Source organism: Paenibacillus sp. (assembly GCF_048976745.1).
Lineage (GTDB): Bacteria > Bacillota > Bacilli > Paenibacillales > Paenibacillaceae > Paenibacillus.
The window spans coordinates 122,125-137,581 of sequence record NZ_JBHGUU010000024.1 but is presented as its reverse complement, the minus strand read 5'-3'; the positions used below and the strand labels follow the sequence as shown (position 1 = coordinate 137,581).

The window sequence follows — 15,457 nt, the reverse complement described above, 5'->3', positions numbered from 1 at the left end:
AGGAGTATGAATAATTTTGACAAATTTAAATTTCTCAGATTTCAATCTTGAACCGCTGGTGCTGCAAGCCATCACTGAGCTCGGGTTTGAAGAAGCAACACCGATCCAATCCAAAGCAATTCCTTTGGCACTCGAAGGAAGAGATTTGATTGGTCAAGCCCAAACAGGTACTGGTAAAACAGCTGCATTCGGTATTCCGTTGATCAGCAAAATCACTAAAAGTGACGAAAAAATCCGCGCCCTCATTATGGCACCTACACGTGAACTTGCAATCCAAGTTGCTGAAGAGATCGAAAAACTCACTCGCTTCAAAGGTCTGCGCTCCCTGCCAATCTATGGCGGACAAGATATCGTTCGTCAGATTCGTGCACTGAAAAGAAAACCACAAATTATCATTGGTACACCTGGACGTCTCCTTGACCACATCAACCGCAAAACAATCAAACTTGATGATGTACAAACTGTTGTATTGGATGAAGCAGATGAAATGCTCGACATGGGTTTCATGGAAGATATTCAATCTATCCTGAAACAAGTACCGGACGAGCGTCAAACGATGCTGTTCTCAGCAACAATGCCTCCTAACATTCAAAAATTGGCTCAACAATTCTTGAACAACCCAGAACACGTATCTGTAATTCCTAAACAAGTAAGTGCACCATTGATTGACCAAGCTTACATTGAAGTTCCTGAGCGTCAAAAATTCGAAGCACTTAGCCGTTTGCTCGATATGGAATCTCCTGAACTGGCGATTGTATTCGGACGTACCAAACGCCGTGTTGATGAATTGGCTGAAGCTCTGCAAAAACGTGGATATTCTGCTGATGGTCTCCATGGTGACCTTTCCCAGAATCAACGTGATACAGTAATGCGTAAGTTCCGTGACGGCAGCATTGATGTACTCGTTGCAACAGACGTAGCTGCGCGTGGTCTCGATGTATCCGGTGTAACTCACGTTGTGAACTTTGACCTTCCGCAAGATCCGGAGAGTTATGTTCACCGTATCGGTCGTACAGGTCGTGCGGGTAAAGAGGGTGCTGCTTGGTCTTTCGTTACACCGCGTGAGATTGATCACTTGCACTTCATTGAGCGTGTAACACGTCACCGTATTCCACGTAAACCATTGCCAACAATGGCAGAAGCGGTTGAAGGAAAACAACGTTTGACAGCAGAGCGTTTGCTGGAAATCGTACAATCGGGCGAACTGAACGAATACAAAGGTATCGCGATTCAAATGCTTGAGCAATATGATTCTGTTCAACTGTTGTCGGCTGCTCTGAAGCTCCTGACAGGTGACAAAAAAGACGCTCAAGTTGATCTTACTCCTGAAGATCCAATCCGTGCGAAACGTCGCAAACCGGATGTTCGCTCTGGCGGACGTAAACCATCTGGCTACAGTGGTAACCGCAGCAGTGGTAGCGGCGGCAGTGGTGGTGGTTACAACCGTGATCGCAACAGCAGTGGCGGCGGACGTGGTGGCTACAACCGTGATCGTAACAGCGGCAGCAGTACTGGTGGCGGAAGCAGAGAAGGTGGTTATAACCGTGACCGCAAACCTCGTCCAAGCAACAACGAAGGACGTCGTCCAGCGAAAGATTCTTCTTTCGAGTAATATATATGTGTGAACTGGAAAATGGAGCAGGCAACTGCTTCATTTTTTTTATTTCCAAAAGGTTATTTTCTCTTTTGCTCATTATCAAAAGCACTGGTCAAGAGCAAAGCCGATCTCTTTTCCGGAAGTACTGGCTTTTCTTATCTATAATAAGGTATATTAATATTAGAATTCAGGTAATACGCAAGGCTGCGGAGGAGGAGAAATGTTTGGAATTTAAAGGAGCTATGGGTGGGATCTACCGGCTTACAGAGTGGATTACGAGACTGGCCGCAACCAATCTGTTGTGGGCTATTTGTTCGTCTCCGTTCTTGTTTTTCTTGATTATGAAACTGCTCGTTATGCAGCAGAACCTCGCCAACGAATCATTGCAAATGAACTGGGCTATAGCCATTGTGGCACCGCTTACACTGTTCCCGGCGACGTCGGCGCTGTTTACGGTTGTTCGTAAATGGAATATGGGGGATACGGATGTGCCGATCTTCCGTACGTTCTTTGTAGGTTACAAGGAAAACTATAAGCAAAGTTTAATCGGGGGCATTTTTTACACACTGTTGTTCGCGATAATGTATCTGGATTATACCGTGTACATGACGCAGTTCCGCAACATGCAGCTCGTAGGAATCATTATGCTTGTGCTGCTTCTCTTGTTATTTGTATCACTCTTTAACTTTTTCTCGATGGTTGTACATTATCACATGTCCATTGGACTCATTATTAAAAATGCAGTACTGTTAACGCTGATCAGACCATTCCGTGTATTTTCCACATTACTGGGAAGTGGATTGCTGTTCTACATCGGTTTCCGTTATCCGGTCTTGTTCGTCTTCTTCATTATCAGTATCATTGCCTGGTTCGCGTTCTTTAACTTCTACGCAACCTTCAACAAGATGCAAGAACAGATGGAGAAGATGCAGCTGAAGAAGGAAGAAGAGGAAGCTGCTGCGCTGGCTGAACAATCCGCAGAGAATGGTGAAACATCTGAGCCGTCAGACGACAAAAACATTACATTGCAAAAATAAAACATGTTGAATCGCCATTTACTTTTTACACAGTTAGGGATATAATAATTGTACATCCTGCGATGTACGTTTCGGTTATTCGTTGTTTTGAACCAATGATGATGTCTTCGGGAGATCAACACAGAATGTTGCTGAAAAGCCCTGTCTATACGACATGGGGACTTCAAAAAGCATTTTTGCGGTCACCCACCTGCCAAGCAGGTTCATAAGACAATGTAGCCGGACGGCATAGGCGGGTTCCTAAATTTTCATGTACAGCACCCTGACTTTTCCTCTTCTGAAGGAATTTCAGGGTGTTTTTAAGTTGTAATGAATGGTTTTGATTGGTTTTGTGATAAATATGATGCATACCCTTTTGTTACTACTTGAACAATGTTACACTTAGATACATAAATGGAACGGTTACAATCAAAGGAGGAAGGGTCTTGACCTTAAAGAGAACGCTCGTCGGTATCATCCGCAGCATGGAGGGGACCAGCGATCGAGCCAAGGATCCCAAATTAAAAACACGGTATTATAACTTATCCAAAGACAGAGCCTGGGAAGAGGTCTCTTCGACTCTCAAAAAGATTCCGGGTTATAAAGTGCTGCATGAAGTGCCTTCTGTTGGAGAAGTTATTCTGGAGAAGCGGACTACCTTTGGACGGACGATGGATATTACAGTTTCCATTATCTCGGTAAGTCCTGTTCGCAGTGCGGTGGATATGTATTCAGCTTCACGTGGTTCACTTGGAGACTTGGGTTCCAATTATCGCACGATTATGAACTTATTTTCTGTTCTGGATAAGAAGCTAAGCAAGTATAAAGCGAATGATTGAAATAGATGATAAATAACAAAAAGCGAGTGAAGGTTAACCTTCCTCGCTTTTGTTCTGAACGTGTGGTAACTTCTACAGCAAAGCTTTTACAGCAGCAATGGCTTGTTCGAAGTTAGGGGAGTCTGTCATTTCAGGCAAATACTCCACATATGTAATCCGGTCTTCGGCATCCAATACAAAAATGGAGCGCATGTCGAGTTGGAATTCTTTGATCAGAACGCCGTAGTCTTCACCAAAAGAACGTGTTTTGTAGTCTGACAGTGTAACTACGCGGTCAACACCAGCTGCTCCACACCAACGGGCTTGAGCGAACGGAAGGTCAACGCTTACTGTCAAGACAACAACATTGTCTCCGAGTTCTCCAGCTTCAACGTTGAAACGACGAGTTTGCGCATCACATACGCCAGTATCCAGGGATGGAACAACGCTGATTAATTTGATTTTGCCTGCGAAGTCTTTCAGGGAAGCATCTTCAACCAGGTTTTTGCTCAGGGTAAAATCAGGTGCTTGATCGCCCACTTTCAGTTCGGGTCCGATCAATGTAATAGGGTTGCCTTTGAATGTGGCTGCGCCTGTACGTTCTTGTGTCATAATAATGTGTTCCTCCTTATAAATTGGTGATCCGTGCCAAAATCCATTATAATCTTTTATGAAAGGCATTGTCCAATTCGGACATGTACCATTACGATGGATCAGAGATGTAAGTCCGATCTGAACAGGGTGGAGTGAAAGAAGAAATTTATGATATTTATTCGCTATGAGAACTGGAAAAGTTATTTGAAGTATTTCCCTTTGACGTCGATTTTATTAATTGCCAATGTTGTGATGTTTATTGTGTTAACGTTGAACGGTGGCTCAACGAACAATATGGTGCTGCTGAAATTTGGGGCACTTACGAATCATGAACTGTTCGCACAGGAATGGTGGCGTTACATCACATCCATCTTTCTGCATGCGGGCTTCAGTCATTTATTGTTTAACAGCTTTGCATTAATCGTGTTTGCACCACCGATGGAGCGTTTGCTCGGTTCCGTAAGGTATGGTGTATTGTATCTGGGTGGCGGCGTATTGGGTAATATTCTTGCTGTTGCATGGTACAACTCGATTGGGAGTATTACCATCTCGGTAGGTGCTTCAGGAGCGATCTATGCCGTCTATGGTGCATTCCTGTACGTAGCGCTGTTCCAGCGAACGATGATGGACGAGGCTTCACGCAAAACGATGTACACGCTGCTTTTGTTCGGGATCATATTCTCCTTCGCCATGTCGGGCATCAATTGGATGGCACACCTCGGAGGATTGTTGGGTGGATTCTTTATTTACGGACTGTTGATCAGATTGTGGAAACCCCGCAGCTTAAAGCGGTAGTCAGAACGTTCTCAAGATGGAATGCAATCAAGGATAAGTAGGGTATAACAGATTGGAGCGATCAGGACGAGTGGAATTAAGACAGTTGCATTACTTTTTGAAAGTGGCACAGAAGGAACATGTAACACAGGCTGCTGAAGAGTTGCATGTGGCACAGTCGGCGGTGAGTCGTCAGATTCATCAGCTGGAAGAAGAACTGGGCGTGGACCTTTTTATGCAAAAGGGGCGAAACCTGCAGTTGACTGCAGTAGGACAACTTTTTTGCAAACGAATTGAAGGCATATTGAAAGATTTGGACAAAGCAGTCGGGGAAGTTCATGAGTTTCTTGATCCGGAGCATGGGGAGATTCGAATTGGATTTCCGCATAGCCTGGGGATTCATCTCATTCCTTCCGTTGTGGCTGCTTTCCGGCAGCGCTACCCCAACGTGAAATTCAGATTCAAGCAGGGGATGTTTCCTACACTGATTCGTGATGTGTTATCGGGAGAGGTAGACTTGGCATTCATTTCTCCTTTTCCGGAGAAGCATGATCAAGTAGATGGTGATATTGTACTTACGGAAGAATTACATGCCATCCTTCCTCCTAATCACCCTTTAGCCGGTGAAGAGACCATTGAGCTTGAACAACTCAAGGATGATAAATTTGTATTGTTTAGCAAAGGTTATTCTCTTCGTCCTATTGTGTGGCATGCATGTCTGGAAGCTGGTTTTACACCCAAAATCGCTTTTGAAGGGGAAGAGACCGACACGATCCGTGGATTGGTCGCTGCGGGCATGGGCGTTAGTCTCCTGCCGGAGATGGCGCTATTCCAGACGAACCCGTTGCAACCGGCACATGTGGCCATCTCACATCCCAAAGTAACACGGACCATTGGGTTAATTCACCGTGCGGATGACAAGTTGCCGCTGGTTGCCCAGTCCTTTCGTTCATTTTTGCTTCATTATTTTGGTTTACAACAAAACAATACCCCAACCGATTAACGGTGGGGTATTGTTTTTGTTGTATTGATAATTGATTAATCACGGCTGTTGAAGATTCCGATGTAACGGATTAACTCAAGCAGTGAGATCAACGCTGCAGCAACGTAAGTCAAGGCTGCGGCATTCAGAACTTTTGCAACCCCTTTTTCTTCTTCATTACGGATGTAACCTTCCGATACCATAATCTCTCTGGCGCGATTACTTGCATTGAACTCAACCGGCAAAGTGATGAGTTGGAATGCTACAGTTACGGAGAAGAAGATGATACCGATACCTACAAGGTTCATGGCATTGAAGAGGAATCCTGCAATCAACAGGAATGGAGCTAATCCGGATGCAAAGTTCACAATGGGGAAGATCCGGTGACGCAGTGCCAGCATTGGATAACTTTCCTTGTGCTGAATGGCGTGACCAACTTCATGACACGCTACCGAAACAGCTGAGATTGAGTTTTCATAATATACTGGTTCTGATAAACGTACAACCCGATTGATCGGATCATAGTGATCAGAGAGTGTACCACGTACAGGTTCAATGGGAACATCATGCAGCCCGTTAGCATCAAGCATCTGGCGAGCGGCATCATAACCTGTCATTCCGTTCTGGTTCGGTACCTCCGACCAACGTCTAAACGTACCTTTAACGCGAAATTGCGCCCATAAAGAGAGCAAAAAGGCGATAATGATCAATACGAACATACCGTTATTAAAACTCATATTCATTCCTCCGCTTTCTGAAATAAGCTACATCATGGTGTTCTCAAGCAAGATTTTAAGTGCCTCCATTGTACCGGCACTTTTGGTGAGAAGTCCTGCCATCATTTTGCGTGCTTGTACAGGTTTCATCTCTCCGAGTAGCGGTTTGAGTTCGTTAACCTCTCGCTCAAGTTGTTGTACATGAAGCTCCAACGTTGTCAATTTGCTGGCAACTTGTTCTTCTGTACTTACCAGACGCCACTTCTCAAGAGATTGCTTAATCTCGTCGAGACTATACTTCTCTTGTTTCATCTGTACAATACGTTCAAGCCTCGTTAAAGTTTCATTACTATAGAGACGATAATTTTTTTGTGTACGTTCTTCGGGAGCGATCAGTCCAAGCTTTGTATAATAATCGATCGTCCGTTCACTAACACCGGCGGTCTTGGCAAGTTCGCCAATCCGAAAAAGTTTCATATCCCCAATGATATTCACCTCGCTTGCAAGTTCAAATGTAGGGAATTGTAGTTTCCACTTGCGAATTTCTATACTACGCCCAATTTTTCTTACTAATAAGTATGATACATGATCTTTAACCGTACAGTCAAACGTTATGCTTTGGCAGTCAGCGTACTGCATTTCTATATCTATGTACTCATAGAATGTGATTATGTACTTAAGTGCAAGAAAAAGACGTATGACTTTATTCCCAGAAATAATTTTCAATTTTGATGAAAATACTCTTGTCAACTTTCCTCTCTTCTGCTTATAATGACATTAAGAGTTTCACGTTATGTGAAGAAACTTAACATAAGAGGGAGTGGGGTACATGAGAAAGAAATGGTTAGTTTCCGTGTTAGTAATGCTTACTTTGTTTGCTTTTCCGATCAGCGCATTTGCGGCTGCGGAGGGGCCAACTAACATTGAACTTCAAAGTGGTTTGAACTCAGCCTTTACGTTTTTGGCTGTAGTGCTTGTGTTCTTGATGCAAGGGGGATTTGCTTTACTCGAAGCGGGTTCAACACGAATGAAGAATGCAGGACACATTGCGGGTAAGACCATCCTGACATTGGGTATTTCGGTTATTGCCTTCTGGGGACTGGGTTTTGGTCTAGGCTTCGGTAATGGTAATGGATTTTTTGGAACTACCGGATTCTTCCTAAGTGGAGACAGTATGGCAGCTTCATTTGAATCACTGGCTTTCTCGGATGTTCCACTGACTATTAAATTCGTATTCCACCTTGCTTTTGCAGCAGTATCTCTGGCCATTGCCTGCGGTGGTATGGCAGAACGTGCAAAAATGAGCGTATATATCGTATTTGGTACATTGTATACCATTATCATGTATCCAGTTGTTGCTCACTGGGTATGGGGCGGCGGCTGGTTGGCTGAGCTGGGTATGCAAGACTTTGCAGGATCAACGGTTGTTCACTTAACTGGTGCGACTGCAGCATTGGTAGCTACCATCTTGTTGAAACCACGTATTGGTAAATATAACAAAGACGGCAAACCTAACATCATACCGGGTCACAACCAAGTTTACTCTGTACTCGGGGTTATTATCCTCTGGATCGGTTGGTTCGGATTCAACCCAGGTAGTACATTATCTGCCATGGGAGATGGATTCTTCGGTTATGTTGCATTAACTACTAACGTAGCTGCTGCAGCTGGTGGTGTTGCTGCACTGTTGATCTCATGGGCAGTACTTGGTAAATCTGATATTCCTAGCATGTTAAACGGTGTGCTTGCGGCACTCGTTGCGATTACAGGAGCATGTGCATTCGTTGAACCTTGGGCAGCTCTGGTTATCGGTGCTTTGGCAGGTGTCATCACATTCTTCACAGCACAATACTTTGATCGTAAAGGAATTGACGATCCAATCTACGCTTTCTCCGTACATGGTATTGCTGGTATGTGGGGTGCGATCTCCACAGGTTTGTTCGCTACTCCTGAACTTGCCGAGAATGCTGGTGTAGGTCAAGCGGGTCTGTTCTATGGCGGTGGCTTCCACCAATTGGGCGTACAACTTCTAGGTCTGGCAGGTGCATTTGCCTTCGTACTCGTAATGTCCTTCATTATTCTGGGTGGAATGAAAGCAATCATGGGCATCCGTGTTACTGAAGAAGAAGAAACCATGGGTCTGGATATCAGTGAGCACGGTACTTACGGATACCCTGAACAAATGAAAAATGTAGATTCTAAATCGGGTGGCGGTACGTTCAGCTCCTGAGGTGAATAATGCTGAAACATGCTTCAAGGAGGCTGGACATGATGGAACCCATCTCGTTTACAAACTATTCCTGGTCTTATCAGGGAATCGATGGTGCGGTGTCTGTTCCAGAACTGCGCCAGGCACGTGTGATATTACAGAATGAGCTCCAGGAATTGTTCTCCGCTTCCTTGTCGCCAATCGAGTGGTACCAAACGGTAAATGAACTGCATGACCGGATTGCACGGAAAGCAGTAGAGCTATGCATCCAGGGGATGGTTGAGGAAGGCTTCGGCCAACCTCCCGTCCCCTATGCCTTTATCGTATTTGGCAGTTCAGGCAGGGAAGAAGCAACGTTATGGAGTGATCAGGACAATGGCATGATCATTAGCGATATCCCGCATGAGGGTAAAGGGGCATACTTTGCCGAGCTTGGACAGCGAATGACAGATATGTTGGAGGGGCTTGGTTACGCCAAGTGCGAAGGCAAAGTCATGTGTTCAGAGCCGCTGTGGAGAAAAACGCTGGCGTCATGGAAGCAACAATTAACAGAGTGGAGTTCGGATCTGAATTGGGAGCCCGTTCGTAATCTGATCATCGCTTCAGACATGCGTTTTGTTGCGGGGGAGCAAAGTCTGGCAGAGGAATGGATCACGAGTTTTTATGAACAGTTCAGACTGGTTCCTGAGCTTTCGGATGCCGTTCTTCGCAATACGGTTAAACATAAAGCTACATTAAATGTACTTGGACGTGTGGTCACAGAACGATTTGGTGAACATGCGGGCGGATTTGATGTCAAGTATGGTTTGTATATTCCGCTGGTGAACAGTGCCCGTTATTTGGCCTTACAACACGGGATCAAGGAGTCATCTACGTTAAAAAGAATGGAGAGACTCACTTCACTTGAAGCTGTTCCGTTTACATTACTGGATGCTTGTCAGCGGGCCTTCATAGCCGCTTTGAAGTTTCGCAGGAGCACACCGGTGGTTATCCAGGGGGATCTGCAACATAGTAGCGGATTCCTAAATGAGAAACAGATGAAACAAAAACAGATTCATTATGAGCTCAGGGATACGCTCGGATTGGTACGACGAGTGCATCGTGCTTTGCAAAGACAGTTGCGTTTTGCAGAAAGGAGACGTCCATGAGAGAGCCGGCAAGGGGCAATACAGGATTCTGGAATTCGCTGCGTCAGGGAGGGGTTCCTTCCGCCATCGCTTCCATTATGGGAGCCCCTACGGCGCAACACATGGCGTTTATCCGCTCAATGATGAGAGAACAGCGCAGACCTGAGGTTCTGCATACGCCTCTGAATGAGCTGGACGCAGTTGTATTTGATCTGGAAACGACGGGGTTTTCACCTCAGCATGGGGATGAGATTATCTCATTTGGTGCGGTACGTATACATGGTGGTGTGGTGCTGGAAGGAGAACAGTTCTATACGGTGGTGCAGTCCAAGACTGCGGTTCCGGAACATATTACTGAACTTACAGGTATTACACAGGAGATGACGCAGGACGCACCAACTTTGCTGGAGGGATTGCACGATTTCATGTCTTTTGTTGGCGGGAGTGTTCTGATTGCACACGCAAGTGCACATGATCGAGCTTTTCTGAATGCTGCCCTGTGGCGGACTTCAAAAGTAAGACTGACGCATCGTTTAATTGATACGATGATGTTGGCCCGCTGGCTTGAACCAAGCAGGCCAGGGTATGGTCTGGATGAATTACTGGAATCCAGAGGCATTCCGATCCATGGACGTCACCATGCACTGGAAGATTCGAAAATGACTGCACAGTTATGGTCCTGTTATCTGGAGGACATGATGGGTAAACATGTGGAGACCTTGGGGGATTTGTACACCCAGTTAAGTCACGCATAACGGAACGGGAAGCAGATTATATGAAGGCACAACTTGTTGTTCCTGATCCTGCGATTCCTTCGAGGATTCAATCTGATAACCGTTCAGAAGCATATGAGATCGCAACCCGCTTGTTGGGTCAGGTGAGCCAATGAGGTACATCTGAAGCAAACCGGCGAAGGCTGGAAGAGCTCGCATGTCCTCTAAGGAAGGAACAGGCTTGGACTGTGGATGAGAATGGAAGATGCCAATGAGTGTAGGTTCGGAGAATATGCACCGAATCCATTCGGCACCGTCCAGAGCAAAATGATGCAGCGGGTCAGGTGCTACGTTACGAATGGGCTGAAACCGACTGATTCGTATACCGCCCGCTGCGGTTTCACCCAGCATAACCCCGCAGGCTTCTTGCGGCAGCGAAAGGAACATGTGCTCACACATCTCTTGTTCTACGGAAGAAGGGATGTAGAAGGTGTTTTGCTGTCCGTGAAGTGCTGCCATTTGTATTCACCCCCTCTCTCTTTGGCTCCTGCTTTTGCAGGAGTCCTTTTTCATTTTATTTTCTGTGATGCGGATTGTAAAATTTTAAAGGAAAAGGGTACAATAATAAAGAAAAAACATTGGGGAATCATGTTCTGGGAACGGTCATAGAGCGTGATAAACACTTAGCATGTCAGAAATTACGGTTTCAGTTACAAAGATGCTAATTATATAAAAGGGTGGCGGGTCATGAAACGAAATATATACATACTCCTTGGAGTTGTCTTGCTGGTTGGCATTGCGCTGGCTCAGAATGCAGGCGACGGAATTGCAGCCGTATTTAAACAGGAAGAACCCATGCCTACAGAGACGGGGCCTCGTGCGGGTCTTCTGGCACCAGCATTTTCGCTAACGGCAATGGATGGTAAAACGTATAGTGTGGGTGGCGCCAAAGAAAAGGCCACTTTTGTCAGTTTCTGGGCATCATGGTGTGAGCCGTGTAAACAGGAGGCTCCGGAGCTGAACAAAATGGCTGAGAAATATAAGGATAAGCTGGACCTCTATGGTGTAAATGTAACATCCTACGATAAGCTGAAAGACGCCAAAGCTTTTGTAGATGAGTACCAGCTGACGTTCCCAATTCCGTTGGATGAAAAGGGAACAGTGTATGCTCAATACAATGGGGTCGCTTTTCCAACAAATGTTCTGATTGACTCCAGAGGTGTTATACAGGAGATTGTTCTGGGCATATTGCCCGAGAAAGAACTGGAACGTAAGATTAAAGAGTTAATCGCAAATTAAATTTTCTGCAAAGAAAGAAGCCTCTGCATCCATGAATAATGGGTACAAAGGCTTCTTTTTATTTTCCGGGAAATACACTTTAATGATTACTTAGCCCGTGAGCAGGAACGGGGAGTATACCCGGCTCATCCTGCAATTTTTCTTGAAGCAGCGCATAGCGGAAACTGTGCACGAGAGCTTCCCAACTTGCTTCAATGACGTTCTCGGATACACCAACCGTGTTCCATGTGTTTTCCGTATTTTTGGATTCGATCAAAACACGAACTTTGGCAGCAGTGGCATCTTTCTCATCCAGTACACGTACTTTGTAGTCCGAGAGATGCATGTTGGCAAGTGAAGGGAAGTATTGTACCAGTGCTTTCCGAAGCGCGTTATCGAGTGCATTAACCGGACCGTTACCTTCAGCAGCGGTGTAGACACTTGTTCCAGCTACATTAAGTTTGACAAAAGCTTCAGAAACAACGGATTTGCCTGCCGTTTTCTCCACAAGCATTTTGAATGATTCGAAAGTGAACAATTCTTTCATGTCACCGTTCGCTTCACGAATTAACAATTCGAGCGAGGCATCTGCGCCTTCGAATTGGTAACCCTGATGCTCCAGATCTTTGATTTTCTCAATAATCTGACGTGAATTGGCACTGCTTGGGTCGAACTCAAGCCCCAGTTCCTGTGCTTTGGATACAATATTACTCTGTCCGGCAAGTTCCGAGACCAGTACACGTTGCTTGTTACCGACCAGTTCAGGCACGATGTGTTCATAGGTGCGTGAATCCCGCAGGATGGCAGAGACGTGAATTCCACCTTTGTGAGCAAAAGCAGCATTGCCGACATAAGGCTGATTAATCGGCATATTCACATTGGCAATCTCGCTAACATAACGAGCCACGTTTGTAAGTTGTTTCATTGAATCCTCAGTAACACATTCATAGCCAAGCTTCAGTTGCAGGTTCGGGATAATGGATGCGAGGTTGGCGTTACCGCAACGCTCTCCATAACCGTTCATCGTTCCTTGAACCTGACGGGCTCCGGCTTGTACAGCGCTGAGTGTGTTGGCCACAGCCAGTTCACAATCATTATGTGTATGGATGCCGAGATGGGCGTGAGGCAGGCTTCTGTGCAGTGTGGATACGATCTCGTGCACCTCATTAGGCATTGTCCCGCCGTTGGTATCACACATAACGAGCCAGTCCGCTCCAGCTTCGTGAGCCTTGGTCAAGACCGCTTGAGCATACTCCGGGTTATGTTTGAATCCATCGAAAAAATGTTCTGCATCAAAGATGACTTCCATACCATTCTGTTTCAGATAGGCGATGGAATCATAGATCATGGACAGATTCTCTTCCAGTGTGGTTTGCAAAGCGGTGTGCACATGGAAGTCCCAGGATTTTCCAACAAGGGTTGCGGCCTGAGCACCAGATTCGATCATACGTTTCAGGTTGGCGTCTTCACTGGCAACGCTGCCTTTACGGCGTGTACTGCCAAAAGCAACGACCTTTGCATTCAGGTTTAATTCCTTGACTCTTTTGAAAAACTCGATGTCCTTGGTATTGCTGCCGGGAATTCCGCCTTCAATATAATGGACACCCAGGTCATCAAGCTTCTTGGCAATTTTGAGTTTGTCGTCTGCCGATAAGCTGACACCCTCCCCTTGTGTGCCGTCACGTAAAGTCGTATCGAAGATGGAAATGGCCTTTGACATGAAGATCCTCCTTTGAGATAAAGCGCTCTTTTAAAAGATTGGATTGTAAGTTGGGAATAGCAGTTAAGTGCGTTATTGGATAAATCCTTCGATTCGGCAACGCTACACTGTGTTAAACTGGATGCGTTGATTTGTCCTAAAGTCGTCAATTTGTATAATTAATTATTATAGCACCATTATAACCAAAAGCTACATCGAAATCGCAGTTTCATGTAACAATTCTCGGATTTTAGACTAAAAAGAAGGATGTTAATCATAATCCGAATGTATGTTATAATCTATTATTAAGGTTTAATTGGAATATATGGAATAAAAGGAGGGTTGATTTTGAGTTTTGTATGGGAAAATACGGTTATAGCCCTGATCACTTTGATCCTTTTTGTGAGTGTAGGCTGGTTGATTATTAGGTCTTTGATCAGATCTCGCAGAAAATAAAATCCGGCAACTGAATTAACATAACAGGTTTGATATACTATAGAAGAAAGTAATTTAGTTTTCATTATTTAGTGTGCATGAAAGGGCGGGGGTCATGATGTCTTCAGACGGCAATCCTCCAGCGAATGTGGATCAATATTACCCTACAGCCGGACGGGTGATTCTACATGTGGATATGAATGCTTTCTACTGCTCTGTACATGAAGCGGAAGAACCGGATCTATATAGAGGAAAAGCAACGGCTGTTGCAGGCAGTAGCGAGCTGCGCAAGGGTGTAATCGTAACCTGCTCATATACCGCTCGTAACCGGGGGATCTCAACAGGCATGGTTGTACACCAAGCGATGAAGAAGTGCCCTGATCTTATTGTGATTCGTCCCGATTTTCATTTATATCGTCAATATTCAAGAGCGTTCATGCAGATTGCGTATAGTTATACCCCTCTGCTTGAGGCGACGTCCATTGATGAGTGTTATCTGGATATTACAGGCTCAAGACAATTCGGGAATCCAATGGAGATTGCAGAGAGCATTCAGCGTCGAATCAAGGATGAATTGGGACTGCCTTGTTCCATTGGCATTGCACCCAATAAATTATTGGCGAAAATGGCCTCGGACTTGAAAAAACCGAACGGTATATCCATTTTACGCATGAGGGACGTACCTCGCATTCTTTGGCACAGGCCGTGTAACGAGATGTTTGGCATTGGCAAAAAAACGGCTGAAAAGCTGAAAAAATTGGGCATTGAAACGATTGGTCAACTGGCCAAGTCGGATGAGAACATGCTGACCGACATATTCGGAGTCAATGGATCGTGGCTCAAAAATTCTGCGAATGGCATTAACCATTCCGCAGTTCACGCGGAACGGGAAGCCAATAAATCCATTGGGCATACAACCACGCTGCCGGCGGATGTATCGGATATAAATGAGATTCATCGGGTATTCCTCAATATAAGTGACCAGGTCGCCAGAAGATTGCGCAAGCATGAAATGTTCAGCCAGGGGATTCAGATTACGATCCGGACACCGGATATGAAGACCATCACCCGATCACGTTTAATGGAAGTTCCTACAGAGGATGCAACGGTGATATACCGTGAGGCATGTAAACTATTCGAGAAGCATTGGGGGAGTGGCAAGCCTGTACGGATGCTGGGTGTGACACTTCAAAACCTGATTCCAAGAGAAGAATCCGCTGTTCAGATGGACTTGTTCGAATATGAGCAGAAGCCCAAGAAGGACAATCTGATTCGGATTATGGATCAGTTACGTGATAAATTTGGTGAGAATGCTGTTGTGACTGCTGGCATGCTTGGAGATGATCCTTCCGTGCTGCTTCGCAATCATAAAGTGCGCGGTACTTCCCTGCAAAAAGATAACTTGCAAAGTCTTGATTAAATAGGGGATAATAGAGACTTGTGGTTGCAAAATGATTTGTAATTATTCTTACTTTGGTTTAATATGTTTCTAGATAAAA

Annotated in this window: 15 protein-coding genes and 1 other RNA gene; 11 read left to right on the top strand and 5 right to left on the bottom strand. The window is 45.2% G+C overall.

Annotation, left to right across the window (positions count from 1 at the left end; translation table 11 throughout):
- The first annotated feature begins 16 nt into the window (after positions 1 to 16).
- The 4 genes from ACE3K2_RS26490 to ACE3K2_RS26475 all read left to right on the top strand — a co-directional run bounded on the left by ACE3K2_RS26490 (position 17) and on the right by ACE3K2_RS26475 (position 3,452).
- Positions 17 to 1,612 carry a DEAD/DEAH box helicase gene (locus ACE3K2_RS26490; protein WP_421897159.1) on the top strand — a complete coding sequence of 532 codons (1,596 nt, stop codon included), beginning with the start codon at positions 17 to 19 and terminating at the stop codon, positions 1,610 to 1,612.
- Positions 1,613 to 1,821: 209 nt separating this feature from the next.
- A complete protein-coding gene (locus ACE3K2_RS26485) occupies positions 1,822 to 2,634 on the top strand; it encodes a YesL family protein (RefSeq protein WP_017689383.1) in 813 nt (270 codons plus the stop codon).
- A gap of 51 nt (positions 2,635 to 2,685) precedes the next feature.
- Positions 2,686 to 2,877, top strand: a non-coding RNA gene (gene ssrS, locus ACE3K2_RS26480) — 6S RNA.
- 182 nt (positions 2,878 to 3,059) lie between these two features.
- Positions 3,060 to 3,452: a DUF1499 domain-containing protein gene (locus ACE3K2_RS26475; protein WP_017689382.1), complete on the top strand. Its 393-nt coding sequence runs from the start codon at positions 3,060 to 3,062 to the stop codon at positions 3,450 to 3,452.
- 72 nt (positions 3,453 to 3,524) lie between these two features.
- Here ACE3K2_RS26475 and tpx read toward each other — a convergent pair whose 3' ends face one another.
- A complete protein-coding gene (gene tpx, locus ACE3K2_RS26470) occupies positions 3,525 to 4,043 on the bottom strand; it encodes a thiol peroxidase (protein WP_036609653.1) in 519 nt (172 codons plus the stop codon).
- A 150-nt stretch (positions 4,044 to 4,193) separates the two neighbouring features.
- Here tpx and ACE3K2_RS26465 point away from each other — a divergent pair, with 150 nt between their 5' ends.
- Together ACE3K2_RS26465 and ACE3K2_RS26460 are read left to right on the top strand one after the other, a co-directional pair.
- Positions 4,194 to 4,820 carry a rhomboid family intramembrane serine protease gene (locus ACE3K2_RS26465; protein ID WP_421897154.1) on the top strand — a complete coding sequence of 209 codons (627 nt, stop codon included), beginning with the start codon at positions 4,194 to 4,196 and terminating at the stop codon, positions 4,818 to 4,820.
- 70 nt (positions 4,821 to 4,890) lie between these two features.
- Positions 4,891 to 5,802, top strand: a complete 912-nt coding sequence (locus ACE3K2_RS26460; protein WP_421897151.1) for a LysR family transcriptional regulator — start codon at positions 4,891 to 4,893, stop codon at positions 5,800 to 5,802.
- Positions 5,803 to 5,837: 35 nt separating this feature from the next.
- On the opposite strand, the gene ACE3K2_RS26455 is transcribed toward ACE3K2_RS26460, so the two are convergent.
- Entirely contained in the window at positions 5,838 to 6,518 is a 681-nt protein-coding gene (locus ACE3K2_RS26455; protein WP_338593613.1) for a zinc metallopeptidase, read from the bottom strand.
- Between the two features lie 27 nt (positions 6,519 to 6,545).
- Positions 6,546 to 6,974, bottom strand: coding sequence for a MerR family transcriptional regulator (locus ACE3K2_RS26450; RefSeq protein ID WP_017689377.1), 429 nt, complete (start codon positions 6,972 to 6,974; stop codon positions 6,546 to 6,548).
- A 352-nt stretch (positions 6,975 to 7,326) separates the two neighbouring features.
- Between ACE3K2_RS26450 and ACE3K2_RS26445 the strand changes: the two genes are divergently transcribed.
- From ACE3K2_RS26445 to ACE3K2_RS26435, 3 genes are read left to right on the top strand one after another with little or no spacing between them, the layout of a single operon-like run.
- A complete protein-coding gene (locus tag ACE3K2_RS26445; protein WP_421897146.1) occupies positions 7,327 to 8,727 on the top strand; it encodes an ammonium transporter in 1,401 nt (466 codons plus the stop codon).
- 41 nt (positions 8,728 to 8,768) lie between these two features.
- The gene (locus tag ACE3K2_RS26440; protein WP_421898484.1) at positions 8,769 to 9,854 is read left to right on the top strand and encodes a DUF294 nucleotidyltransferase-like domain-containing protein; all 1,086 of its coding nucleotides are present in this window, start codon (positions 8,769 to 8,771) and stop codon (positions 9,852 to 9,854) included.
- Positions 9,851 to 10,588, top strand: a complete 738-nt coding sequence (locus ACE3K2_RS26435) for an exonuclease domain-containing protein (RefSeq protein ID WP_421897143.1) — start codon at positions 9,851 to 9,853, stop codon at positions 10,586 to 10,588. Before ACE3K2_RS26440 ends, ACE3K2_RS26435 begins: the two co-directional genes overlap by 4 nt.
- Here the strand turns inward: ACE3K2_RS26435 and ACE3K2_RS26430 are convergent.
- Positions 10,574 to 11,065, bottom strand: a complete 492-nt coding sequence (locus ACE3K2_RS26430; protein WP_421897141.1) for a Mov34/MPN/PAD-1 family protein — start codon at positions 11,063 to 11,065, stop codon at positions 10,574 to 10,576. The genes ACE3K2_RS26435 and ACE3K2_RS26430 overlap by 15 nt on opposite strands.
- A gap of 228 nt (positions 11,066 to 11,293) precedes the next feature.
- Between ACE3K2_RS26430 and ACE3K2_RS26425 the strand changes: the two genes are divergently transcribed.
- Positions 11,294 to 11,845 carry a TlpA family protein disulfide reductase gene (locus tag ACE3K2_RS26425; RefSeq protein ID WP_421897138.1) on the top strand — a complete coding sequence of 184 codons (552 nt, stop codon included), beginning with the start codon at positions 11,294 to 11,296 and terminating at the stop codon, positions 11,843 to 11,845.
- Between the two features lie 79 nt (positions 11,846 to 11,924).
- Here the strand turns inward: ACE3K2_RS26425 and cimA are convergent, their stop codons facing one another.
- On the bottom strand, positions 11,925 to 13,544 hold the full coding sequence (gene cimA / locus ACE3K2_RS26420) for a citramalate synthase (RefSeq protein ID WP_421897135.1): 1,620 nt from the start codon (positions 13,542 to 13,544) through the stop codon (positions 11,925 to 11,927).
- Positions 13,545 to 14,076: 532 nt separating this feature from the next.
- Between cimA and ACE3K2_RS26415 the strand changes: the two genes are divergently transcribed.
- A complete protein-coding gene (locus tag ACE3K2_RS26415) occupies positions 14,077 to 15,378 on the top strand; it encodes a DNA polymerase IV (RefSeq protein ID WP_421898481.1) in 1,302 nt (433 codons plus the stop codon).
- The last annotated feature ends 79 nt before the right edge of the window (positions 15,379 to 15,457 follow it).

What these genes read in the sequence shown, in the direction of transcription:
- tpx (WP_036609653.1), bottom strand. Translation starts at nt 4,043, where the DNA reads ATGACACAAGAACGTACAGGCGCAGCCACATTCAAAGGCAACCCTATT.
- ACE3K2_RS26465 (WP_421897154.1), top strand. Translation starts at nt 4,194, where the DNA reads ATGATATTTATTCGCTATGAGAACTGGAAAAGTTATTTGAAGTATTTC.
- ACE3K2_RS26455 (WP_338593613.1), bottom strand. Translation starts at nt 6,518, where the DNA reads ATGAGTTTTAATAACGGTATGTTCGTATTGATCATTATCGCCTTTTTG.
- ACE3K2_RS26450 (WP_017689377.1), bottom strand. Translation starts at nt 6,974, where the DNA reads ATGAAACTTTTTCGGATTGGCGAACTTGCCAAGACCGCCGGTGTTAGT.
- ACE3K2_RS26445 (WP_421897146.1), top strand. Translation starts at nt 7,327, where the DNA reads ATGAGAAAGAAATGGTTAGTTTCCGTGTTAGTAATGCTTACTTTGTTT.
- ACE3K2_RS26440 (WP_421898484.1), top strand. Translation starts at nt 8,769, where the DNA reads ATGGAACCCATCTCGTTTACAAACTATTCCTGGTCTTATCAGGGAATC.
- ACE3K2_RS26435 (WP_421897143.1), top strand. Translation starts at nt 9,851, where the DNA reads ATGAGAGAGCCGGCAAGGGGCAATACAGGATTCTGGAATTCGCTGCGT.
- ACE3K2_RS26430 (WP_421897141.1), bottom strand. Translation starts at nt 11,065, where the DNA reads ATGGCAGCACTTCACGGACAGCAAAACACCTTCTACATCCCTTCTTCC.
- ACE3K2_RS26425 (WP_421897138.1), top strand. Translation starts at nt 11,294, where the DNA reads ATGAAACGAAATATATACATACTCCTTGGAGTTGTCTTGCTGGTTGGC.
- cimA (WP_421897135.1), bottom strand. Translation starts at nt 13,544, where the DNA reads ATGTCAAAGGCCATTTCCATCTTCGATACGACTTTACGTGACGGCACA.
- ACE3K2_RS26415 (WP_421898481.1), top strand. Translation starts at nt 14,077, where the DNA reads ATGTCTTCAGACGGCAATCCTCCAGCGAATGTGGATCAATATTACCCT.